Below are 21,839 nucleotides of genomic sequence, written 5' to 3' on the forward strand. Positions count from 1 at the left end.
ATAAACTCAAATTACTGGCTAAGGCGCTTCGCCCATTCCTGACTGGCGCGCTCCAACATGCCGTAAACATGTTCAAATGCGTCCTGGCTTTTACGATAGGGATCAGGGATCTCTTTCTGTTCCAGCCATTGCCCAAACAGCATTGTCTTCCCGCGGACCTCGGGAGCGATTGCCGTAACCTGAGCAATATGTTCCGACTCCATTGCCAGAATCAGATCGTAATTTCGTGCCATCTCAGCAGTAAGCTTACGTCCGGCATGTCCTTCAAGAGATACGCCATGATTAGCGGCAACATCTGCCGCTGTCGCATCTGCAGGGTGCTTTACCAGACCATGAACACCTGCCGATTTGACTTTTACGCCTGGCAGACGTTTACGCAGCAAGCGTTCGCCAATGGGCGAACGGCAAATGTTGCCGGTACAAACCACCAGGATTGAGTTAAATTTTAGTTGGGCCATGTTTGAATCCACCGTGAAGTCTCTGTCAGGTCATGCACCCCGGAAATCGTCGGTACCAGCAGAGAAATCACACGGTTCCAACGAGCCAGCGGCGCGGTAGTGACATAAACAATGTCGTAAGGTTCAAGCTGGAATTCCGTTCCGAGTATCATTGCCGATGCGTCCTTCGCATTCAGCTGATAAATATTGGCGATTTTGCCATTCTGCTTGTTTTGCGTTGCACGAATAACAAAAATCCCCGTCGCATCAGCGACATCCTGATTCATACCCTCAGCGTTACCCAGTGCTTCCGCCAGGGTCATACCGCTGCGGTCCATTTTCAGCGTGCTCTGTTTACCCACTTCACCCATCACGAAGACTTTCAGATCATCGTTGCGCGGAATAAATAAAATATCGCCCGGGTGCAGCAGTTTGTTCTGGCGCAAGTCGCCACGCTGCATCAGCGCATAGAGGTTCACTTTGGTCTTTACGCCATTCTGGGTGAGCACCACGTTGCGCCAGTCTGCATCTGCGGTCAGACCGCCCGCGGCGTTAATCGCATCCATGATGGTCAGAGGAATATTGGTAATCGGCTGCTGACCCGATTTGCTGACTTCGCCGGTGACGTACGCTTTTTGCGATCGGAACGCCGCGACGCTGACATCGACTTGCGGGCTTTCAATGACTGAGTCCAGACGCGCTGTAATCTCGTTGCGTACTTGGGTAAGCGTTTTCCCGGCCACTTTCAGGCGACCAATATAAGGGTAGAAAATTGCACCATCAGCGTTAACCCAGTTGCCAGTATCACTGGCGCTACGATATTGCCCTGCGGGTGTGGTTAGTTCCGGGTGATCCCAGACCGTCACCATCAACACATCGCCAATGCCGATGCGATATTCATAGTTCGCGATTTGTTGCTCCAGCTCCGGGTTAGCCTGCGACATAATCGGTTTGGCGCGCAGCTGATCAATCAATCCTGGCGTGACGGGATAGATATTGACCATTTTGTTCAGGTCATACTGATTGTCAGGTAGTTCAATGACATCCTTGTTACTGGTCGATAAATTCTGACCAGGAACAAGGGTACATGCTGTCAAAGACAGAACAGCCAATGTCAGTACCGAAAACTTAAAAATGTTCTTTTTCATTGGTTTATATTTATCAGTCATTGTAATGTTATGAATTACGTCAGGTTATTGTCCAACCGGTACTTCTCGCTCTGCCGTCATTGGATAGAGCTGGTATTTGCGTGACAGCATTTGTCCACCATCACGCGTCAATGGTGTCCACGAAACCACCGCGCGGTTGCGGTTAGGTCCAATGGTCATCAAGTCAAACGGAATCGAGATATAAAACCCTTTACTAAAGCCGCCTTCGCCGTAGTCATCTTTAGATACGTTACTGATTGCCGCCCATACTCCTACTGCCACACCGCTGTCAAAGCGTTTGGCGACGTCGATGGTTGCCCCTTTATCTTTTGCCAGATATTGCCCAACGCTGAGTTTCATCAGTACGCCATTGAGCGTCGGCGGGTTCCAGTAAGCCGTCACGAAACCTGTTGGCGTGGAATAATCGGTGAAGCGCATCATGTTGTCCCAGTCACGCTGCTTCACGTAGTTAACGTCCACCCCCAGCGCCCAGCTGGCATCGAGCGGGCGATAAAGCAGCTCGGAACCAACACCGGCATACATCGTTTCCAGATAACCGCCGTACACCTGGCCATAGAAACCGTTGCCTAAGTCGGCAAAATAGTTCGCCTGTAAGTTGTTGAGATAAACGTCATTGCGAACGTAATCACGGATATGCGTGCGCACGCGGGGCAAGGTAGAGTCCGCGGGTAACAGCGAAGACTTAAACTTGTCGTAGTTGTTGTAAATATTGGTGAAAATACCGCCATCAAGCAGCAGGTGGTCGGTAAACCAGTAGCGGGCACTGGACATCAGCCCCAACTGGAACATATAAAAATCTTCCGGACCGCCCAGCGACTGCGAAAGTGTTGGGTTGAAAGAATAGCTAAAGCGATCTTCACGAATACGGTAGCCCCGACCAAAGGCAGAAAGATCTTCTACTTCAACACGTTGTTGTTGCAGTGGCTCTGCTTTACCAGGCGCGGTACCGGCGAGCTGTTTGCGCAGGCTGGCTACGTCGGTTTCGGTCGTCACCATCGCCATATGCTCGCGCTTTTGCGTCACGCTAATCTTCTCAACGCCTTGCGGCAGGTTATTCACCAGAATCCGGTTGGCACGATCGACCGCTTCGCGAGAATCACGGTATTTGTATTGTTGACCAGACATATACAGCGTCTTATCGCGCAGCTGAATTTCCGGTGCTTCAAAACCTGCGTTGTACTTCAGCGCGGTAAGTTGGTTTGCTACTGTGGTGTACTGCAATCCTTCAGATTCCGGCGCAGGTTGATATGCCGGTTTTGGCGTATCGCGCAGGGCAGGGCGCAGATCGTTGAAATTGGTCCGTAACGTGAAGCCAAACATCAATGTGTTACCGCGCTCGTAGCTAAGGTTAAGATCTGCCCAGCTGGCAGCACGATACACAGCACCGAAATTGAAATGGCTTGCCTGCGGCAATTTGCCCGCAAAATCATTCTGGTAATTGTTGCCATCGTATTCGAGTTTCAGACGCAGAGGATTCCACGGCGTTTGATACTCAATGCCGCCAAAGATGGACGCCGGACCACGAAAGATATCGCTAAAGCTGATATCTCCCGCATCGTGAGACTCTGCACGATGACAATATTTATCGCTCACCCGGCAAAACGGGTTGGTAATATTGCCCGCATTACCGGCGTAGCCCCACGCCATCCCGAGGGTGAAATCAAATGGCCCCGCTTGCTTGCTGGCCACCAAATATTCACCGTCAAACAGACCCGTACCAGCAATATCACGTTTACCAAACGCCACTTGCGGTAGCCAGTAACCTTCTTCCCACAGGCGAAGTTTAAAATCGAAAGATTTGTCTTTGTATGACTGATCGCCGCTGAAATCTTCCCACTGGCTATATTTGCGCGTGCGCACATCCGTATAACGAATGGTGCCTTCCAGCCACGGGAACAGCGCCACGGACGTGGAGTAGAAACGGTATTGATCGTTATCCCGGTAGTTGACGCTGAATTCACCTTCCGGTGCGATGCGCGCATTTGGCATCTGCAACAATCCTGTGCCGCCAAAGTCTGATTGCGACGACCCCAGCGGATCCGGGTAGGTGAATACTTCAGCATGACAGGCACTGGAGACGGCAATGGCCAGGCAGCTTAAAAGATAAGAGTTCTTCTTCATCAGTCAGGAACACGTTGCGTTAAAACAGACACAATCTGGTCATTTAAATCAGCATATTTTTCGGGCAGTACATGCGCAGAAAAGCCCAACCAAAGCTGGCTGCCAGGCGGTGGTTCCACATGTCTTTTATTCCACAGGGCAACAGGGGCGACGACAGTCTCACCCTCAGGCGTAATCACCATAACGTTATTCTTGTCCGCGCCTGCAAGACGGGGGGTATCTTGCAGATAATCGGTAACGCTACGGCCTGCCTGCCAGGGCAATTGCCCAGCCCCAGTAACCGCACCCAGCAGAGTAATAGTCACTGGGCGCTGTACGGTATAGAGCGTATAGTCCCCGACCAGCGGGGGATTGCTGTTCTCATCCACTCGTACAAAATCAGGGTCCAGTTTGACCGGTAAGCGACCAGTGATATTGAGATTGAGTAACTGCTGGCGCACGGATTTAATCGTTGCCGCCACATCGTCGTCAGCTTCTGCTTCCCAGGAAGCAAGCTGTGCCATGACATGTTGGTAGTCTTTAAGCGCTTTAGCTTTCGCCGCGGAGTCGGTCAGCAAGACTCCAGGCCACCAGAGGCGATCGCGCAGTTGCGGTTGTGTCACCAACTGGACAACATTCTCCACGGGGCCAACGGAAAGGGGCTGTTGTTCGCCAGGCAGATAAATAGTCACCGTTCCTTGCGCAAAGGCATGGGGTGTCATTACGTAAAGTACGCTGGCAATGAAATACGACTGTAATTTATTCATGGTGCGGGTTTAAGAAACGTCATTTCTACGGGAATAACCCCTGCGCCTAACATTTGCCGACTTTGACGAACCTGGCCAGTAGCCGAATCGACCCAGAATGTGTTTTGCCACTGTTTTTCTGGCAGCATGGAAGTCACCTCTTCCTGCCAGACATTACACAGCACATCGCGACCCGCAATATTCAGCGTCTCTAATCCAGCAAAGGAAAAAGTGGAACTCAGGGTCGCAGAGCGAAAATGGTTGTCTTCACTCCAGAGAATATCGCGCGTCCAGCGGCTGCCGTCTTTTATTGCCAGCGCGTTACGCAGAGGGTCCTGCCCGGAATTTGTCACTTCTAGCAGATTATTATTAAGTTTGACGGTCTTTAAAAGACGTCCATTATGGGTAACCAGCATGGCGTTATCCTGGGATAACCATTTGCTTTGTTCTTGTTCTATATATCCCAGTACCACAAAGATTCGTTGCCCTTCATTAAGGCGTAAATACATCGTGGAATAAGGCAACGCCTGGATCTGCTGATCCGCTACGGTGATATCCTGATTATCGAAAAGGCTGGCGCGAAATGTATCGACCATACTTTGCTGGCTGTGTGTACATCCCGCAAGAAATAGTGCGAAAATCGATAAAATAAGAGGGCGCACCTTTAATCCTTGAAAGGTTAATTAAAAAAATGCAAATCTCTAAAGCCCGGTACGAATATCGCAACCGGGTATCATTTAACTTTAATTTTGACGCGTTAAAGCAGTATTAGCGCGTAGTGGACGTGGTGGTTGAGGTGTTATGAGAACCGCCATCGCCACTGTCATTTGCTGCAACTACTGCCAAAGTCGCCACACCAACAGCCGTTGCCACACCGACAACCGTCGCCGTGCCGACAGCGCCAGCAGCTACGCCACCGGTGGTAGCAGCAGTCGTAGTGGCACCAGTAGTGGTCGTTGTGGTGCCAGTAGTACCCGTCGTTGCCTCGGTCCCGTTTGCTGCTTCTGGTGCAGCAAACGCAGCTGGCGTCGTCAACATGAAGGCCATAAGGATTGCAGAAAGCTTGTGTTTCATAACTTTTCCTTTATTCATCGCATGGACAATACGTACGCTTGAGATCAGGATTGTCTACTTTGAGTATAACATCCTTGTGAAATCTCCCTTTCCGCATACCGTCGGTACTATATACCGCGAGTGGGAAAGGCGCGCAGAGAGAAATATAAGATTGTTAACGATTTCCCTCTGGAAATACGACTTGTGAGCATAAGATAAATCTTAGCAAAATACAAATTAAAGATAAGAAAATTGTTAAGAAAGCTATTAATTATTGTTGGTAATATAGTTTCAAGTGGTACTATAACTGGCTGTTAAGTGGCATTTATAACTATTAGGTGCAGAGATATTCGCTTAAATGGATTTGTTGCCTGGTGAGAAAGTAACTTGTGTTATAATTTATGGTGTTGACTACTGAGCTATTCTAATAAAACCAGTCAGCTTTAAACAAGCAGCGTCATCTTAAGAGAGATAAACATTTGCCGCTGTTGGTCCTCGCAGGCCATTTACGCGGCAAAATTCCACGCGTAATCCTGGTATAAGCACTTCTGCGTCGCGGGGAGTGAATGCGGAAATATGGACCTGGACTTCTTTACGACCGTCGGAGGGGATAATGAATCCTTTGCCGCTTTTGCGATCAAAGGTTTTGACAATTCCTGTCATTTTACGGGACAAACAAATTCCTTACTGAAAATACTGCGCTGCACTATACGGGGTTAATAAAATAAAGCCAGCGATATTTAAGACCGCCGGACGGCTAAAATAAAAATTGCTTAATCTCAATTATCATGCGTTAATAGCTGCGTCGGTTTGAAAGACAGACAGCATACAAAGTAGTTTACTAAAGCAGTTCTCATTATCAGGCATTATCCCCTTCTTTTGAGTCTCTCTCCTGAACACTAAGTAGTTTCTGTATTAAAGCCCTGTTTGCCGAAAGGCCCAAAATGAGGGAAGTAAAATATGTCTAATAAAATGACTGGTTTAGTAAAATGGTTTAACGCAGATAAAGGTTTTGGCTTTATCACTCCTGATGATGGCAGCAAAGACGTTTTCGTCCATTTCACCGCCATCCAGAGCAATGAATTCCGCACGCTGAACGAAAATCAGAAAGTTGAATTTTCTATTGAGCAGGGGCAACGTGGTCCCGCGGCAGCGAACGTTGTTACGCTCTAAGGTTGCCGTTATTACTCAACATCTCCATTTCCGCTGTCCATGTTGTCATGGTTCACAGTACCGCACATCGGCATTCGATGTGACGGAGCGAAATCCTTTAGGGGCAAAGTGTATTTTTTGTAAATCGACGATGATCACCTTTGATAACGTCGCGCTGCAAATACGCACTGACCATGCGCCGCTGGATTTCACAAAATAAGATCAGGCTCCCTCGTGGAGCCTTTTTTATATCTGCCTTATTTTTCTTTAACGCTGTATGTATAGCAAGCGATAACCTGTTGATTATTGAATCTTTAGGGGAGATGGCTTATAACATTTCTTACCTGACCAGGGTACCGGGAACCAACACCTTACTGGCGTGTTGCTGTCTTTTAAGACCAGAAGAGGTTAACAGTGAATATTGAAGAGTTAAAAAAACAAGCCGAAACGGAAATCGCTGACTTTATCGCGCAAAAAATCGCCGAGCTGAACAAGAATACAGGGAAAGAAGTCTCTGAAATTCGCTTCACCGCACGAGAAAAAATGACCGGGCTTGAAAGCTATGATGTCAAAATCAAAATAATGTGATTTTGTGAACATCACCCCGTGCGAGGTGATGTTCCGCTTGTTGCTAATTTAGTGACCAATCATTGGCGCTTGCGGAATTAAGCGTCGGTACAATTCCTCCGGCACCGGGCTTTGCCATACTCCCGCATACATTGCGTAACCAATCACCGCAAACATAATCCCCAGAACCAGTAGCGTCATTAACCAGCCAGACAACGCAAAGGCTTTTTTATTTGCCGCAGGTTTTTGCAGTGAAAAGGTCAATGTTGAGGCTACCGGACATGACTCTACGCAAGTCATACAACCGGTACATTCCACGGTTCGTACCTGAATTAATTTATCGACCGGGATCCGCGATGGGCAATTTTTTGCGCATTTGCCACAGTCGATACAACTTTCGGCATTGCGACGAATCTTAAACGGCGACAATAGCGAAACCACGCCCATCAGCGCGCCATATGGGCAAAGATAACGACACCAGGCATGGCGAATAAACAGACTGACAATCAGCAAAACGGTCACGCTGATTAATGTCGCGGTCCCCATATGACGAAAGAAATCGAGCATTTTAACGTCCATCACCACGCTGTAGGGCGACAACATAAAATAGTGAATAGCCTGAGCGGGCATCAATAACGCGATATAGAGAAAAAAACTCAACAGCAAATACTTCACGCCGCGCAGAGGAATATCCAGACAGCGGGGAAGGACAAATTGCCGACCAAACAGTTTGTTACCGAGATCGCCGATTAATTCAGAAAGCGTACCAACCGGGCATAACCATGAACAAAAGGCCTTTTTTAGTAATAGACTGATGACGATAAAAGCGACCAATAACAGCATCGCGGCGGCGTGGACGGACGGTAACTGGCCTGTTGCAAGGCTATATTTCAGATTCATCAGACCGGCAATCGGTAGCCAGCCTTCGATGCCTCCTGGCCTGGCGACAAATGTCGTACTACCTGCCGTTTCGTAATAGCGCACCCAATACCAGAACGTGATGGCAATATAAATATTAATTGCCAACAGTAATAATTGCGTCGCTTTACGCCAGGTCGTGGCATTGCGCCAGTCATTCCACGGTAATTTGCCGCCCGTCGTGCCTGGCCGCCGCTGCCAGCGGGTTCTTCTTTTCTCTGCCATGATTTTGCCAGTCCGTTAAGTTGCATACCAAATGCCACTATTCTAGTTGTTCTTAACTGGCTGATATTGATTCAAATCGCGTTCAGGTCTTTCTTATTCAACCATGCTTCCAGAGCGGCAACACTGCGTGTAATTTCTTCGTGTGGAAGGGGGGCAGATAATGGCTGCTGCTCCAGTTGTGCGCATAGCTGGCTGGCGCTACGCATTCCCAGACTCGAGCAACTGCTTTTTAGCTGATGTGCGGCACGCTTTATTTTCTCGCTTTCCTGACTGGTGCGGGCAATGTCTATTTCATCGAGAAGCGGCAAGGCATGTTGTTTAAATAATGCCAGCCATTCGTGGATCTTCTCTGTTCCCATTAACTGAGCATCTTCATTGAGTTGCGATACATCCAGCGGTTGATCGTTATTGACTTGCAGTTGAAGATAGTGCGCCAGTAACTGACCGAGTACTTCACGCGGCACCGGTTTAGGGATAATCCCGTGAAATAGCGAACTGGTACGCTGGCGCAACGTTTCGTCGATGACATGGGCGCTAAAGCCAATCAAAACCAGTGACGGATATTGCTGTACCAGTTGTCGGGCAAGGGTAATACCGTCGATATCCGGCAGATCAAAATCCACCAGTGCGGCAGCAAACGGTTCGCTATTTTGCAACGTCTCTATCGCGTGCGCGGCATTGCCAACAGCAACGACCTGCGCACCACTGTTGTTCAGCATCTCAACGGTAATTCGCTGGGTTAGCGGGTTATCTTCAATTAACAGCAAACGTAAACCGTCCAGATGCACCGCCTGATTGACTGTTTTTGGCACGGGTGCCGTGGCAATACGTAACGGCAAGCGTAAACAAAAACAGCTTCCAACCTCCGGCGTGCTGGTGGCGCTGAGTTCGCCGCCCATCGCCTGGGCCAGACGGCTACTGATAGTCAGCCCCAGCCCGGTGCCGCCGCGTTTGCCGCTAACCTGAACAAATGGCTGGAAGATTTCAGCCAGTTTCGAGGGATCAATACCGCAGCCGCTGTCTTCCACTTCGACCAGCCATTGTTCGCCATCAGTGCGACTACGCAGGATAATGTGCCCTTCGTCGGTGAAACGCAGGGCGTTGTTCAACAGGTTGGTTATAACCTGACGAATACGCCGCGGATCGCCCATTAACGCAGTCGGTACATCGTCGGCAATTTCAGTTACCAGGCGAATCGGACGACCTTTCACCCGTCCGCTCATTAATTGCAGGGTACTTTCCAGCAGCGGGCGCGGTTCAAAGGGCTCATCGCTGACCGAAACATTCTTGCCACCCGCTTCGATAGCCGAATAATCGAGAATGTCGTTAAGGATGGTCAGCAATGATTCGCCAGAGTCGGTAATTGCCCGCAAATCATCACGCTGGGCGCTAAGTGCCGGATTATCCGCCAGCAGTTGCGCGGTACCGAGAATACCGTACAGCGGTGTGCGGATCTCATGGCTCATTGCCGCCAGAAACGCCGATTTTGCCTGGCTGGCTTTTTCTGCTTCCGCCCGTGCCTGTCGATGTTCGACCACCAATTCCTGCAATTCGGCTGTGCGCGCTTTTACCTGCGCCGCCAGCTGTTCGCGGTGGCGATTAAGCGCATGAACACTGCTGCGAAACGCATCCATCAGCCGCCCGATGGTGTCCAGCTCCCGCACGCCAGCGGTTTCCGGGAAAGGGGAGTTGATATCACCGTCCAGCAGTCGTTGCAGCGCCTGCGTTTGTTCGGCAAGGGGACGCGTGACAGAGCGATAAACCACGCGCCAGAGGATCAGAATCAGTGCGCAAAGAGAAACTATCCCCAGCAATAACAGGCTGTATTGCCCGCGTGCACTGGCTTTTTCCAGATGCGCCAGGCCATGCTGATTACGCAGCTCAATGGTGTCGACCAGTTGACTGACTTCGCTACTAAACTGCGCGAACTGGGCGATGTTATTTTGCGCGAGACTTTGCAAGCGATGACTGATTTCACTGTCCTGCTGATAAAGCGCCAGCAAATCGTTATATTGGCTAACGGTAGTTAACGTTGTCGCGACCTGTGCACGAACACCGGGATCTTCAATGCGTATTTGCCGACGTTGCAGAATTTTAACCGCATTATTGAGTTGCTTTTCCAGCGTTGACGCATTTTTCTGGATCTGTTCCAGCCCCAGATTCATCACCATTTGCTGCACGCGCAGGGCGCTAAGGCGCAGTTCATTCATCTGGTTAACGTACTCAAGATCGATATCAATCAGCCGATCAAGTGCGTTTTCTGCGGCCTGACGCTGATGTTGTTCGATCAAATCGTAAATCCCGGCCTGGGTCGCTCCGGCAGAGGTCGCCGCATTATTCGCCTGACCTTGCGCCAGGCGTGCGATCTCATCGGCAGCAGCGACTATCTGCTGGCTGAGTTGCTGTTGTTGCTGGCGCAGTTGCAAACGCTGCCCCACCAGTTCCCCTTGTTGACGTAACGAACGGGAGATCTCCTGCTCCTGTTGTTCAATAGCGGTGGTATCAAAACCTTGTTCCCGTAACGCTTGCAGCAACGCGTTAATCTTCAGGCTTTGTGCGGTGAGCATTCGCCCCTGCGCCTGCCACATCTTTTCGTTATCGGCACTGGTCAGGTTCTGGGCGGCGAAAAGTTCCCAGGCGCTGGCTTCGCTCAACTGGCGCGCCATATTCATGGTAGGAATCAATGCCTGAGTATTGTCTTTTTCCACCTGGCTGATAAAGCGCAGGTTGTACCATCCCACCAGGGTACTGGTCAGGGTTAACAGCGCCATCAGGGCAAAGCCCATCCAGAGTCTTCGGGTCAGGGTTAAATTCACGGTCAGTGTACTTAAGGTGAAAAAGGTTGAGTCGCAAAGCGGAATGCATCTAGCATAAAGCCTTATTATTGATGAGGCTATCATGCGCGTACTGCTATTGTTACTTCTTTCCCTTTTCATGTGGCCTGGTTTTTCGGCTGATAACTTGTTGCGCTGGCATGATGCGCAGCATTTCTCGGTACAACCCTCTACGCCGCTTAAAGCCAAACGTTCATGGAAACTGTGCGCGCTTTATCCCAGCCTGAAAGATTCATACTGGTTATCGTTGAACTATGGTATGCAGGAGGCTGCTCGCCGCTACGGTGTGGATTTAAAAGTGCTGGAGGCAGGCGGCTACAGCCAGTTGGCTACCCAGCAAGCACAAATCGACCAGTGCAAACAGTGGGGTGCAGAGGCCATTTTGCTCGGTAGTAGCACGACGTCATTTCCCGACCTGCAAAAGCAGGTAGCAAGTCTGCCGGTGATCGAACTGGTAAATGCTATTGATGCTCCCCAGGTGAAAAGCCGCGTTGGTGTGCCGTGGTTTCAGATGGGCTATCAACCAGGGCGATATCTGGTGCAATGGAGTCACGGAAAACCACTGAACGTGCTGTTGATGCCCGGCCCCGATAACGCCGGGGGCAGTAAGGAGATGGTAGAGGGTTTCCGCGCCGCCATTGCCGGAAGCCCGGTGCGTATTGTCGATATTGCGCTCGGCGACAACGATATTGAAATCCAGCGTAACCTGTTGCAGGAGATGTTGGAGCGCCATCCAGAAATCGACGTTGTGGCCGGAACGGCGATTGCGGCAGAGGCGGCAATGGGTGAAGGGCGTAACCTGAAAACGCCGCTTACCGTGGTGTCGTTTTATCTTTCACATCAGGTGTATCGCGGGTTGAAGCGGGGAAGAGTGATTATGGCTGCCAGCGATCAAATGGTCTGGCAGGGGGAACTGGCCGTCGAACAGGCCATCAGGCAATTACAGGGGCAATCGGTGTCTGATAATGTCAGCCCACCGATTTTAGTTCTGACGCCGAAAAATGCCGACCACGAACATATCCGCCGATCGCTGTCACCAGGGGGATTTCGTCCGGTCTATTTTTATCAGCACACATCAGCCGCTAAGAAATAACCTTCGCCATGTTGTGTCACCAGTAAATCCGCGCTGAGTTTATGACGTAAACGACGAATTAACACATCGACGGTGCGCAGGTCGGGGTTTTCCACCCGGCGCGCAGAAAGCATACGCAGCAGACGTTCACGGCTGAGAATTTCGCCCGGATTGGTCACAAATGCCACCAACATTTCATACTCTGCGCGGGTTAGTTTAATCGGTTCGCCATCAATCTCCAGCGTATGGCGCGACACATTCAGGCAATAACCGGCAAAGCGATAGCAGTTGTCCTGAGTGAGCGGTTGAGCTTGTCGCGCGAGGTCGATTCGCCAGAGCAGATTTTTCACCCGTACCACCAGTTCGCGCAGTTCCAGCGGTTTAGTGACGTAATCGTCTGCGCCCATTTCCAGCCCAACAATACGGTCAATCCGATCGCTGCGTCCGGTAACCAGAATGATACCCACCGTCGAACGTTCCCGCAGGGCGCGGGTTAACATCAGGCCATTTTCATCGGGCAAATTGATATCCAGCAGAATTAAATCCACTGGCTGGTTTTGCATAATTTCACGCAGCCCGGCACCGCTCGCCGTAACGGAAACCGTATACCCCTCCTGAGTGAAGTAGGTTTGTAATCGCGCCTGGGTAACCGGCTCATCTTCAACAATAACAATGTGATGTGGCATCAGAGAGTTTTACTCATTCTGTTCATATCTGTTCATATTCTGCCGTAAGCCGTTCATCCTGACCAGTGCCGCTGTTCATATTTGCTTATTAAGATCGCTTCACTAAACCATAATTTTACAGGGGCTATTATGCGGAAACTCTGGAGCGCGTTACGCCGACCCAGTGCTCGTTGGTCGGTACTGGCGCTGGTCGCTATTGGGATTGTGATTGGCATTGCGCTGATTGTGTTACCTCACGTGGGGATCAAAGTCACCAGCACAACCGAATTTTGTGTCAGTTGCCACAGTATGCAACCGGTGTATGAAGAATATAAACAGTCGGTGCATTTCCAGAACGCCTCAGGCGTGCGAGCTGAATGCCATGACTGCCATATCCCGCCGGATATTCCAGGCATGGTGAAGCGTAAACTGGAAGCGAGCAACGACATCTACCAGACCTTTATTGCCCACTCCATTGATACACCTGAGAAATTCGAAGCCAAACGCGCGGAACTTGCCGAGCGTGAATGGGCGCGAATGAAAGAAAACAACTCGGCAACCTGCCGCTCCTGCCATAACTACGACGCGATGGATCATGCGAAGCAGCATCCTGAAGCGGCACGTCAGATGAAGGTGGCAGCGAAAGATAACCAATCCTGCATCGACTGTCATAAAGGTATTGCCCACCAGTTGCCGGATATGAGTAGCGGCTTCCGTAAGCAGTTCGATGAGCTGCGCGCCAGTGCAAATGATAGTGGTGATACGCTGTACTCCATTGATATTAAGCCAATTTATGCGGCGAAAGGCGATAAAGAAGCCTCTGGTTCTCTGCTGCCTGCTTCGGAAGTGAAAGTCCTTAAACGTGACGGCGACTGGCTGCAAATTGAAATCACTGGCTGGACGGAAAGCGCAGGACGTCAGCGTGTACTCACCCAGTTCCCTGGCAAACGCATCTTTGTTGCCTCGATTCGTGGCGATGTTCAGCAGCAGGTGAAAACACTGGAGAAAACCACCGTTACCGATACCAATACCGAGTGGAGCAAATTGCAGGCCACCGCGTGGATGAAGAAAGGCGACATGGTGAACGATATCAAACCGATCTGGGCTTATGCGGATTCGCTGTACAACGGCACCTGTAATCAATGCCACGGCGCACCGGAAATCTCTCACTTTGACGCTAACGGTTGGATCGGCACGCTCAACGGCATGATTGGCTTTACCAGCCTCGATAAACGTGAAGAACGCACCTTGTTGAAATATCTGCAAATGAATGCGTCTGATACCGCAGGTAAGGCTCACGGCGATAAGAAGGAAGAAAAATAATGAACAATAACGATCTCTTTCAGGCATCACGTCGACGTTTTCTGGCACAACTCGGCGGTTTAACTGTCGCCGGGATGCTGGGGCCGTCACTGTTAACGCCGCGCCGTGCGACTGCGGCGCAAGCGGCGACTGAGGCTGTCACCTCGAAAGAGGGCATTCTGACCGGGTCGCACTGGGGGGCTATCCGCGCGACGGTGAAGGATGGTCGCTTTGTGGCGGCAAAACCGTTCGAACTGGATAAATATCCGTCGAAAATGATCGCCGGATTGCCGGACCACGTACACAACGCGGCGCGTATTCGTTATCCGATGGTACGCGTGGACTGGCTACGTAAGCGCCATCTGAGCGACACCTCCCAGCGAGGTGATAACCGTTTTGTGCGCGTGAGCTGGGATGAAGCCCTCGACATGTTCTATGAAGAACTGGAACGCGTACAGAAAACTCACGGGCCGAGTGCCTTGTTGACCGCCAGTGGTTGGCAATCGACGGGGATGTTCCATAACGCTTCGGGGATGCTGGCGAAAGCTATTGCCTTACATGGTAATAGCGTGGGTACGGGTGGGGATTACTCCACCGGTGCTGCGCAGGTGATCCTGCCGCGTGTAGTTGGCTCAATGGAAGTGTATGAACAGCAAACCTCCTGGCCGCTGGTATTGCAGAACAGCAAAACCATTGTGCTGTGGGGCTCCGATTTGCTGAAAAACCAGCAAGCGAACTGGTGGTGCCCGGATCACGATGTTTATGAATATTACGCGCAGTTGAAAGCGAAAGTCGCCGCCGGTGAAATTCAGGTCATCAGCATCGATCCGGTTGTTACATCCACTCATGAGTATCTGGGACGCGAGCATGTGAAGCACATTGCGGTTAACCCGCAAACTGACGTGCCGCTGCAACTGGCGCTGGCGCATACGTTGTACAGCGAAAACCTGTACGACAAAAACTTCCTCGCTAACTACTGTGTGGGTTTTGAGCAGTTCCTGCCCTATCTGCTGGGCGAGAAAGACGGTCAGCCGAAAGATGCCGCATGGGCTGAAAAACTGACTGGCATTGATGCCGAAACCATTCGTGGACTGGCGCGGCAGATGGCGGTGAACAGAACGCAGATTATTGCTGGTTGGTGCGTACAGCGTATGCAGCACGGTGAACAGTGGGCGTGGATGATTGTGGTTCTGGCGGCGATGCTGGGGCAAATTGGCCTGCCGGGTGGTGGCTTTGGTTTTGGCTGGCACTATAACGGCGCAGGCACGCCGGGGCGTAAAGGCGTTATTTTGAGTGGTTTCTCCGGCTCTACGGCGATTCCTCCTGTTCACGACAACAGCGACTACCAAGGCTATAGCAACACTATTCCGATTGCCCGTTTTGTCGATGCGATCCTCGAACCGGGGAAAGTGATCAACTGGAACGGTAAATCGGTAAAACTGCCGCCGCTGAAAATGTGTATTTTTGCCGGAACGAACCCGTTCCATCGCCATCAGCAGATCAACCGCATTATTGAAGGCTGGCGCAAGCTGGAAACGGTTATCGCCATAGATAACCAGTGGACCTCAACCTGCCGCTTTGCCGATATCGTGCTGCCTGCGACCACGCAGTTTGAGCGTAACGATCTCGACCAGTATGGCAACCACTCCAACCGTGGCATTATCGCCATGAAACAGGTGGTGCCGCCGCAGTTCGAGGCGCGCAACGACTTTGATATTTTCCGCGAGCTGTGCCGCCGCTTTAATCGCGAAGAAGCCTTTACCGAAGGGCTGGACGAAATGGGCTGGCTGAAACGCATCTGGCAGGAAGGTGTACAACAGGGCAAAGGACGCGGTGTTCATCTACCAGCGTTTGATGACTTCTGGAATAAGAAAGAGTACGTCGAGTTTGACCATCCGCAGATGTTTGTTCGCCACCAGGCATTCCGGGAAGATCCGGATCTCGAACCGCTAGGCACGCCGAGTGGCCTGATTGAGATCTACTCAAAAATCATTGCCGACATGAACTACGACGATTGTCAGGGGCATCCGATGTGGTTTGAGAAAATCGAACGCTCCCACGGTGGGCCCGGCTCGCAGAAGTATCCGTTGCATCTGCAATCTGTGCATCCGGATTTCCGACTTCACTCGCAGTTATGTGAGTCGGAAACTTTGCGTCAGCAATATACGGTCGCGGGTAAAGAGCCAGTATTTATTAGCCCGCAGGATGCCAGTGCGCGCGGTATTCGTAACGGTGATGTGGTACGCGTCTTTAACGCTCGTGGTCAGGTGTTGGCTGGAGCAGTGGTTTCTGACCGCTATGCACCCGGCGTGGCACGAATTCACGAAGGGGCATGGTACGATCCAGCTAAAGGCGGTGAGCCTGGTGCGCTGTGCAAATACGGTAACCCCAACGTGTTGACCATTGACATCGGTACTTCGCAGCTGGCGCAGGCGACCAGTGCACATACCACGCTGGTGGAAATTGAGAAGTACAACGGAACAGTGGAACAAGTGACGGCGTTTAATGGCCCCATTGAGATGGTGGCGCAGTGCGAATATGTTCCCGCGTCGCAGGTGAAATCATGACCACGCTGACAGCACAACAGATTGCCTGTGTCTACGCCTGGCTGGCGCAGTTGTTCTCCCGTGAGCTGGACGATGAACAACTGACGCAGATCGCCAGTGCGCAGATGGCTGAATGGTTTTCGTTGCTAAAAAGCGAACCGCCGCTCACTGAGGCGGTGAACGAGCTGGAAACTAAAATTGCCGCTCTGACAGTGCGTGACGACGCTCGTCTGGAACTGGCCGCTGACTTTTGCGGCCTGTTTCTGATGACCGACAAACAAGCGGCGCTGCCGTATGCATCGGCCTACAAACAGGACGAGCAAGAGATTAAACGCTTGTTAGTTGAGGCAGGGATGGAAACCAGCGGCAATTTCAACGAACCGGCAGATCATCTGGCGATCTATCTCGAGTTGTTGAGTCATCTGTATTTTTCGCTGGGAGAGGGGACCGTTCCTGCGCGAAGAATCGACAGTTTGCGGCAAAAAGTACTGACGGCGCTGCAACAATGGTTACCAGAGTTTGCGGCGCGTTGCCATCAGTATGACAGCTTTGGTTTTTACGCGGCACTAAGCCAGTTATTGCTGGCGTTAGTGGAGTGCGACAACCAAAACAGATAATGCCGTTTGTAGGCCAGATAAGACGCGTTGAGCGTCGCATTAGACATTAAGGCAGATCCGCCGGATGCGGCATGAACCTTATCCGGCCTACGGGGACAGTGCGCTTTGTAGATACTGTTATGGCCTGCAAGTTTTTTTCTACCCTGGTTTCCCAGATTGCAGGCATGCCAGACACAGCGCCGTCAGGCGCTGTTTTTTTCATCCCTTCCGCGATTTTTACGCAGCTACCGGATTATGCCGTGACGCATCGAACGGTACGCCTGACTTCAGCACTCCATACGCCACCTGTGCCAGCTTGCGCATCATCGCGCCGAGAATCACTTTTCCTTTCTTGCCATTAGCCGCCAGACGGTCGCGGAACGCCCGTCCCCACTCAGTCTTACTGGTGGCTACCATTGCAGGCATATACAACGCCCTGCGAAGCGACACATGTCCGGCTTTACTCAACCGGCTTGCCCCTCTCACACTACTGCCTGATTCATAACGCCGTGGTGTCAGACCCGCAAAAGCGGCGAACTGTCTGGCATGGGCGAAGCGGTCCTTCAGACCGATATAAGCCAGTAATACCGCAGATGTTTTCTCTCCGATACCCGGGATACTTTCCAGCAGTTTCCTGCGGTGTTTCATATCCGGATCATCGTCTGTCAGGTCTTTTATCTGCTTCTCAAGACGCTTCAGCTCTGCTTCAAGCCACAGAAGGTGAGCATCAATGCTCGGTCTCTGGACTTCCCGCGCCGTTTCAGTGCGGTTCAGTTCCTGCGTGTGCATATCTGTCAGCGCCTGGTGGCGTACTACCAGGGCACGCAACGCGCGTTCAAGCGGGTGAGGCGCTTCCCAGGCTGCAGGGCGCTTCTGACGACAGAACTCTGCCAGCATGCGCGCATCCACGGTATCAGTCTTGTTACGCAGTCCTTCACTCTGAGCGAAAGCTTTACCCAACGCAGGATTAATGACTGACACTATGTAGCCTGCATCGTAAAGGCACTCTGCGACAGGTTCCATATAGGTGCCGGTCGCTTCGATGCAGATATGCGCATGGTCAATCTTGTGACCCTTCAGCCAGCTCACCAGCTCATCGTGCCCTTTAGTGGTGTTAGCGAATTTTTTGGTGCGATGACGACCATCAGGACGCAACACATCGACATCCAGTTTCTCTTTAGCGGTGTCGATACCGATATAATGAAGTTCATGTTCCATCGTGAAACCAACCTTGCAAATACGGATTACCGGGAAAACCGGTCCATGATACTGTCCGGTTTATCACTTTGGGAGAAAGGCAGTCCGCTGCATAAATCTACGCAACAGGTTGAAAACCTAAGGCCCGATACGGCATGCGGACTGCAGGCAGAGAAAACTGGCCGATTTTCTCTGCACAGGAGGGATAATACAAGGCCTGATAAGACGCGTTAAGCGTCGCATCAGGCAACAAACTCACGGATGAGCCACAAATCGGGAAAGCCGCTGGCGCAGCAGGCGGTTTTCCTGCTTCAGGTGCGCAATATCATCCATTAATGATAGCGCCACCGCGATCCCCGGCCAGTCCAGTGCCAGTTCATGACGCAGACGTACCGCACGTTGCACCACAATGGCGGCATGGTCGTCAAATACCCAGGTTGTTTCCAGGCGCTCTCGCGGTTCAACCACCCCCAAACCGACAATTTCATTCAATTCCTCTTCAGAGATGCCGGTATGTAGGCAAAATTCGGTAATAGTAAAAGTCACCGTAACATTAGCCATCATGCTTTCCCCCAATCTTTACGTGGATCAAAAGACGACTGGGCGTCTGCCAGTTGCTGCCACAGCGCGGCCGTATTTTCATCCGGTTTCGGCGGCATCACGATTTTCAGTACCGCATACAGATCGCCGGTCTGTTTTTTGCTCACCAGGCCTTTGCCTTTAACGCGTAATCGTTGTCCGGCCTGACTGCCCGGCGGGATAGTTAGCAAAATGCTTTCTTTCAGTGTTGGAACGGTGACTTTAGCACCCAGCGCCGCTTCCCACGGGCTAACCGGCACCACAATTTCCAGATCCTGGCCGACAATATCAAACAATGGATGCGGCGCAATATGAATCACCAGCCACAAATCGCCATTTGGGCCGCCATTTTCGCCCGGCGTCCCCTGGCCTTTCAGGCGGATGCGTTGACCATTGCCGACGCCCGCCGGGATCTTCACATTCAGCGTTTTCGGGATTTCCTGTTCGATCATGCCAAAGGCGTTATAAACCGGCAGGTTATAGCTGATGGTACGCTTGTGCTCAGTAAGCGTTTCTTCCAGGAATACCGCCACTTCGATTTCAATATCGTGGCCGCGGGTGGCGGGGCGTTGACGGCTCTGGCGGGCATGCTGACCGAAAATTGACGAGAAGATATCGTCAAAATCTTCGGCGTTAAAACTCTGACCGTCGTCATGATGGAATTGACGGTTAAATTGCGGATCGTTGCGATGTTGCCACATCTGATCATACTCAGCGCGACGTTGTTCATCACTTAACACTTCCCAGGCTTCAGCGACCTCTTTGAAGCGGGCTTCGGCATCCGGTTCTTTGCTGACGTCTGGATGGTATTTGCGGGCCAGTCGACGATAGGCGGTCTTGATTGTCTTGAGATCGTCCGTCGGTTTCACGCCCATGATGGCGTAATAATCCTTTAGTTCCATAGCGTTATCTCGCGTAAATCAACACAAATTGAAGGAACCCCTGTAAGGTAACTCCTATAAGTGTAGGGTAATCCTCAAAATTTCATATGCCAACACAGAATATGTTATTGAAATCATCGTGGAGAGGAGGTGGCGTCAAGATGGATTGCTGAGCATAGTTTAAACAGGTAAAAGGGTGAGCGATTTTTGATAGTTAAATCAGGCACTTTAAGCTTAACTAGGACGTCATTATTTATTAAATTTTATAGGCGCTATATATGGGTAGTAATATACATGGAGTAAGTTGCAGTGCTAATAATTATTTGAAAACAGCCTGGGCCGATATAAAAACCAGGCGCGAAGAAAATCAAAAATGTTCAATCACGCTTTTTGAACAAAAACTAGAGTGTTTTATGCGGTTGTACAATGAAATCATGCGGAAAGAAGAAAATATTTCATGCCTGGTGTGTGAATCACTAGAAACAGAATTAGAGGAAATGCAAAATGATAATGATTTATCTTCATTTATGAAAACATTACGTACTCATGATACAAACACTTATTCAGGGGATTCAGGAGGCATTACCTATACTATACAATATTTTCAAGAAAGAGAGCTTGTTAATATATCCTTGCCGGGTATGTTTTCACAGGCTATTGCAGGCTTTAAAAGTAGCTGTTGGTATAAATTTATAGCATATGTTGATATCTTAAATGAGTGTAATGATGTTTTTTCTGAGTATTGCTTTGATGATGATGAAATTACGAGTGTCCAGCCAAAACGGATAAATACGCCGGGAATATCTGATTTAGATACTGGTATTGATTTGTCTAGTATATCTTTTATTCAGCGTGAAACTAACCAGGCATTCGGATTAAAATATGCTCCTGTAGATGGCGATGGATATTGTCTGTTAAGGGCCATACTGGTTTTAAAACACTTTGATTATTCATGGGCGCTGGGCAGTCATAAGACGCCAAAGGAAGTATACGAAGAGTTTATTAAAATTGTTGATAAACAAACGATCGAGGCTCTTGCTGATGCGGCATTCTTTAATCTCAGGGAAGATATTAAGACATTATTTTGCGTTGATCTGCATTCTGACAACCAAATTCAGGATATGGGTAATTCTTTAGCGTCGAATTTTATTAAGTTTAAAAAAGAATTCATTGGTAGTTGCTTGAATGACGAAAGATGCATATTGCATTTACCCGAGTTTATATTTAATGATAACAAGGGTTCGCTTGTTTTAAATACCGACTCTCCGGAAAAGGTTAAAGCGGTGAAGAATTTTCTTGCTGTGCTTTCAGATAGCATTTGTTCATTGTTTATTGTTACCTGTAATGTGGGATCAATCTCCTTGGGGAGTGAATCCTTTTCAACAGATGAAGATCTTGAGTATGGTTATTTAATAAATACTGGCAATCATTATGACGTTTACCTCCCTACTGAACTTTTTGCTCAGTCATACCAGTTAAACCATAAGGAAATGAAAGCGCAACTGGACTATTTAAATCGTTATGCCATCTAATGATAAAGACATGTGCTAAAATAGTTTTTATTAGTCTCACATTCTCTTTTTACTAGTAAATATTGCCCCTGTATCGATAACGTCGGTGATATTCTGTCTAGCCCATGGTGAAATCATCAACGGCGTACACGAGGCAGGGGCCAATCATGCATAGGTTGCGTCAAATCTTGCCTTTTTTTAATGACAAATATAGAAAAACAGGCACTTAACAAGCCATTTTGCGAACCTGTTCCCGGAAAAATGTCATATTTCTGTCACACTCTTTGGT

General features: G+C 50.1%; 22 protein-coding genes. 9 read left to right on the forward strand and 13 right to left on the reverse strand.

The features are described from left to right. Positions 1-11: 11 nt before the first annotated feature. From etp to cspH, 7 genes are all read right to left on the reverse strand, one after another. Positions 12-458, reverse strand: a complete 447-nt coding sequence (etp, locus tag QUF14_RS06115; protein ID WP_024212182.1) for a protein-tyrosine-phosphatase Etp — start codon at positions 456-458, stop codon at positions 12-14. Next, positions 446-1,585, reverse strand: a complete 1,140-nt coding sequence (locus tag QUF14_RS06120) for a polysaccharide export protein (protein ID WP_001360645.1) — start codon at positions 1,583-1,585, stop codon at positions 446-448. The genes etp and QUF14_RS06120 overlap by 13 nt, the downstream gene beginning before the upstream one ends. A 45-nt stretch (positions 1,586-1,630) precedes the next feature. Further along, positions 1,631-3,727, reverse strand: a complete 2,097-nt coding sequence (locus QUF14_RS06125; RefSeq protein ID WP_000742299.1) for a YjbH domain-containing protein — start codon at positions 3,725-3,727, stop codon at positions 1,631-1,633. Then, entirely contained in the window at positions 3,727-4,473 is a 747-nt protein-coding gene (locus QUF14_RS06130) for a capsule biosynthesis GfcC family protein (protein WP_001038058.1), read from the reverse strand. The genes QUF14_RS06125 and QUF14_RS06130 overlap by 1 nt, the downstream gene beginning before the upstream one ends. Further along, positions 4,470-5,114 carry a lipoprotein GfcB gene (gene gfcB / locus QUF14_RS06135; protein WP_024212183.1) on the reverse strand — a complete coding sequence of 215 codons (645 nt, stop codon included), beginning with the start codon at positions 5,112-5,114 and terminating at the stop codon, positions 4,470-4,472. The genes QUF14_RS06130 and gfcB overlap by 4 nt, the downstream gene beginning before the upstream one ends. A gap of 106 nt (positions 5,115-5,220) precedes the next feature. Then, on the reverse strand, positions 5,221-5,526 hold the full coding sequence (locus QUF14_RS06140; protein WP_001299283.1) for a threonine-rich inner membrane protein GfcA: 306 nt from the start codon (positions 5,524-5,526) through the stop codon (positions 5,221-5,223). Positions 5,527-5,967: 441 nt separating this feature from the next. After that, on the reverse strand, positions 5,968-6,180 hold the full coding sequence (gene cspH / locus QUF14_RS06145; RefSeq protein ID WP_000087763.1) for a cold shock-like protein CspH: 213 nt from the start codon (positions 6,178-6,180) through the stop codon (positions 5,968-5,970). A gap of 285 nt (positions 6,181-6,465) precedes the next feature. Here cspH and cspG point away from each other — a divergent pair, with 285 nt between their 5' ends. The 4 genes from cspG to QUF14_RS06165 are packed head-to-tail and all read left to right on the forward strand — an operon-like array spanning position 6,466 to position 7,245. Next, the gene (gene cspG, locus QUF14_RS06150) at positions 6,466-6,678 is read left to right on the forward strand and encodes a cold shock protein CspG (RefSeq protein WP_000066490.1); all 213 of its coding nucleotides are present in this window, start codon (positions 6,466-6,468) and stop codon (positions 6,676-6,678) included. Positions 6,679-6,688: 10 nt separating this feature from the next. Beyond that, a complete protein-coding gene (ymcF, locus tag QUF14_RS06155) occupies positions 6,689-6,877 on the forward strand; it encodes a cold shock small protein YmcF (protein WP_071524879.1) in 189 nt (62 codons plus the stop codon). Continuing rightward, positions 6,852-7,082 carry a protein YmcE gene (gene ymcE / locus QUF14_RS06160; RefSeq protein ID WP_038813326.1) on the forward strand — a complete coding sequence of 77 codons (231 nt, stop codon included), beginning with the start codon at positions 6,852-6,854 and terminating at the stop codon, positions 7,080-7,082. The genes ymcF and ymcE overlap by 26 nt, the downstream gene beginning before the upstream one ends. Then, complete coding sequence (locus QUF14_RS06165; RefSeq protein ID WP_001019197.1) at positions 7,072-7,245, forward strand: GnsA/GnsB family addiction module toxin; 174 nt, start codon at positions 7,072-7,074, stop codon at positions 7,243-7,245. The genes ymcE and QUF14_RS06165 overlap by 11 nt, the downstream gene beginning before the upstream one ends. Positions 7,246-7,293: 48 nt before the next feature. Here the strand turns inward: QUF14_RS06165 and QUF14_RS06170 are convergent, their stop codons facing one another. Beyond that, complete coding sequence (locus tag QUF14_RS06170; protein WP_000818625.1) at positions 7,294-8,367, reverse strand: 4Fe-4S binding protein; 1,074 nt, start codon at positions 8,365-8,367, stop codon at positions 7,294-7,296. Positions 8,368-8,438: 71 nt separating this feature from the next. Beyond that, positions 8,439-11,183: a TMAO reductase system sensor histidine kinase/response regulator TorS gene (gene torS / locus QUF14_RS06175; RefSeq protein ID WP_001054722.1), complete on the reverse strand. Its 2,745-nt coding sequence runs from the start codon at positions 11,181-11,183 to the stop codon at positions 8,439-8,441. Positions 11,184-11,265: 82 nt separating this feature from the next. On the opposite strand from torS, the gene torT reads away from it, so the two are divergent. After that, complete coding sequence (torT, locus tag QUF14_RS06180; protein WP_001265020.1) at positions 11,266-12,294, forward strand: TMAO reductase system periplasmic protein TorT; 1,029 nt, start codon at positions 11,266-11,268, stop codon at positions 12,292-12,294. Here the strand turns inward: torT and torR are convergent. Continuing rightward, positions 12,267-12,959, reverse strand: coding sequence for a two-component system response regulator TorR (torR, locus tag QUF14_RS06185; protein ID WP_001120130.1), 693 nt, complete (start codon positions 12,957-12,959; stop codon positions 12,267-12,269). The two genes, torT and torR, sit on opposite strands and share 28 nt — an antisense overlap. Before the next feature lie 129 nt (positions 12,960-13,088). On the opposite strand from torR, the gene torC reads away from it, so the two are divergent. From torC to torD, 3 genes are read left to right on the forward strand one after another with little or no spacing between them, the layout of a single operon-like run. Beyond that, complete coding sequence (gene torC, locus QUF14_RS06190; RefSeq protein ID WP_024212212.1) at positions 13,089-14,261, forward strand: pentaheme c-type cytochrome TorC; 1,173 nt, start codon at positions 13,089-13,091, stop codon at positions 14,259-14,261. Further along, positions 14,261-16,807 carry a trimethylamine-N-oxide reductase TorA gene (torA, locus tag QUF14_RS06195; RefSeq protein ID WP_001063156.1) on the forward strand — a complete coding sequence of 849 codons (2,547 nt, stop codon included), beginning with the start codon at positions 14,261-14,263 and terminating at the stop codon, positions 16,805-16,807. The genes torC and torA overlap by 1 nt, the downstream gene beginning before the upstream one ends. After that, entirely contained in the window at positions 16,804-17,403 is a 600-nt protein-coding gene (gene torD, locus QUF14_RS06200) for a molecular chaperone TorD (protein ID WP_000209913.1), read from the forward strand. The genes torA and torD overlap by 4 nt, the downstream gene beginning before the upstream one ends. A gap of 216 nt (positions 17,404-17,619) precedes the next feature. Here the strand turns inward: torD and QUF14_RS06205 are convergent, their stop codons facing one another. The 3 genes from QUF14_RS06205 to cbpA form a co-directional block, all read right to left on the reverse strand. Beyond that, positions 17,620-18,600, reverse strand: a complete 981-nt coding sequence (locus tag QUF14_RS06205; RefSeq protein WP_000399629.1) for an IS110-like element IS621 family transposase — start codon at positions 18,598-18,600, stop codon at positions 17,620-17,622. A 234-nt stretch (positions 18,601-18,834) separates the two neighbouring features. Next, positions 18,835-19,140, reverse strand: coding sequence for a chaperone modulator CbpM (gene cbpM, locus QUF14_RS06210; protein WP_000024565.1), 306 nt, complete (start codon positions 19,138-19,140; stop codon positions 18,835-18,837). Then, positions 19,140-20,060 (reverse strand): curved DNA-binding protein, encoded by a 921-nt coding sequence (gene cbpA / locus QUF14_RS06215; RefSeq protein ID WP_000420611.1) that lies wholly within the window; start codon positions 20,058-20,060, stop codon positions 19,140-19,142. The genes cbpM and cbpA overlap by 1 nt, the downstream gene beginning before the upstream one ends. Before the next feature lie 257 nt (positions 20,061-20,317). On the opposite strand from cbpA, the gene QUF14_RS06220 reads away from it, so the two are divergent. Continuing rightward, positions 20,318-21,571 carry a hypothetical protein gene (locus QUF14_RS06220; protein WP_000535374.1) on the forward strand — a complete coding sequence of 418 codons (1,254 nt, stop codon included), beginning with the start codon at positions 20,318-20,320 and terminating at the stop codon, positions 21,569-21,571. Positions 21,572-21,839: the final 268 nt, after the last annotated feature.

Origin of the sequence: Escherichia sp. HH091_1A (genome assembly GCF_030295175.1) — a bacterium.
GTDB lineage: Bacteria > Pseudomonadota > Gammaproteobacteria > Enterobacterales > Enterobacteriaceae > Escherichia > Escherichia coli_F.

What these genes read in the sequence shown, in the direction of transcription:
- torT (WP_001265020.1), top strand. Translation starts at nt 11,266, where the DNA reads ATGCGCGTACTGCTATTGTTACTTCTTTCCCTTTTCATGTGGCCTGGT.
- QUF14_RS06125 (WP_000742299.1), bottom strand. Translation starts at nt 3,727, where the DNA reads ATGAAGAAGAACTCTTATCTTTTAAGCTGCCTGGCCATTGCCGTCTCC.
- QUF14_RS06220 (WP_000535374.1), top strand. Translation starts at nt 20,318, where the DNA reads ATGGGTAGTAATATACATGGAGTAAGTTGCAGTGCTAATAATTATTTG.
- cspG (WP_000066490.1), top strand. Translation starts at nt 6,466, where the DNA reads ATGTCTAATAAAATGACTGGTTTAGTAAAATGGTTTAACGCAGATAAA.
- torC (WP_024212212.1), top strand. Translation starts at nt 13,089, where the DNA reads ATGCGGAAACTCTGGAGCGCGTTACGCCGACCCAGTGCTCGTTGGTCG.
- QUF14_RS06170 (WP_000818625.1), bottom strand. Translation starts at nt 8,367, where the DNA reads ATGGCAGAGAAAAGAAGAACCCGCTGGCAGCGGCGGCCAGGCACGACG.
- cbpM (WP_000024565.1), bottom strand. Translation starts at nt 19,140, where the DNA reads ATGGCTAATGTTACGGTGACTTTTACTATTACCGAATTTTGCCTACAT.
- cbpA (WP_000420611.1), bottom strand. Translation starts at nt 20,060, where the DNA reads ATGGAACTAAAGGATTATTACGCCATCATGGGCGTGAAACCGACGGAC.
- QUF14_RS06140 (WP_001299283.1), bottom strand. Translation starts at nt 5,526, where the DNA reads ATGAAACACAAGCTTTCTGCAATCCTTATGGCCTTCATGTTGACGACG.
- QUF14_RS06130 (WP_001038058.1), bottom strand. Translation starts at nt 4,473, where the DNA reads ATGAATAAATTACAGTCGTATTTCATTGCCAGCGTACTTTACGTAATG.
- torA (WP_001063156.1), top strand. Translation starts at nt 14,261, where the DNA reads ATGAACAATAACGATCTCTTTCAGGCATCACGTCGACGTTTTCTGGCA.
- QUF14_RS06120 (WP_001360645.1), bottom strand. Translation starts at nt 1,585, where the DNA reads ATGAAAAAGAACATTTTTAAGTTTTCGGTACTGACATTGGCTGTTCTG.
- etp (WP_024212182.1), bottom strand. Translation starts at nt 458, where the DNA reads ATGGCCCAACTAAAATTTAACTCAATCCTGGTGGTTTGTACCGGCAAC.
- torD (WP_000209913.1), top strand. Translation starts at nt 16,804, where the DNA reads ATGACCACGCTGACAGCACAACAGATTGCCTGTGTCTACGCCTGGCTG.
- ymcE (WP_038813326.1), top strand. Translation starts at nt 6,852, where the DNA reads ATGCGCCGCTGGATTTCACAAAATAAGATCAGGCTCCCTCGTGGAGCC.
- torR (WP_001120130.1), bottom strand. Translation starts at nt 12,959, where the DNA reads ATGCCACATCACATTGTTATTGTTGAAGATGAGCCGGTTACCCAGGCG.
- QUF14_RS06205 (WP_000399629.1), bottom strand. Translation starts at nt 18,600, where the DNA reads ATGGAACATGAACTTCATTATATCGGTATCGACACCGCTAAAGAGAAA.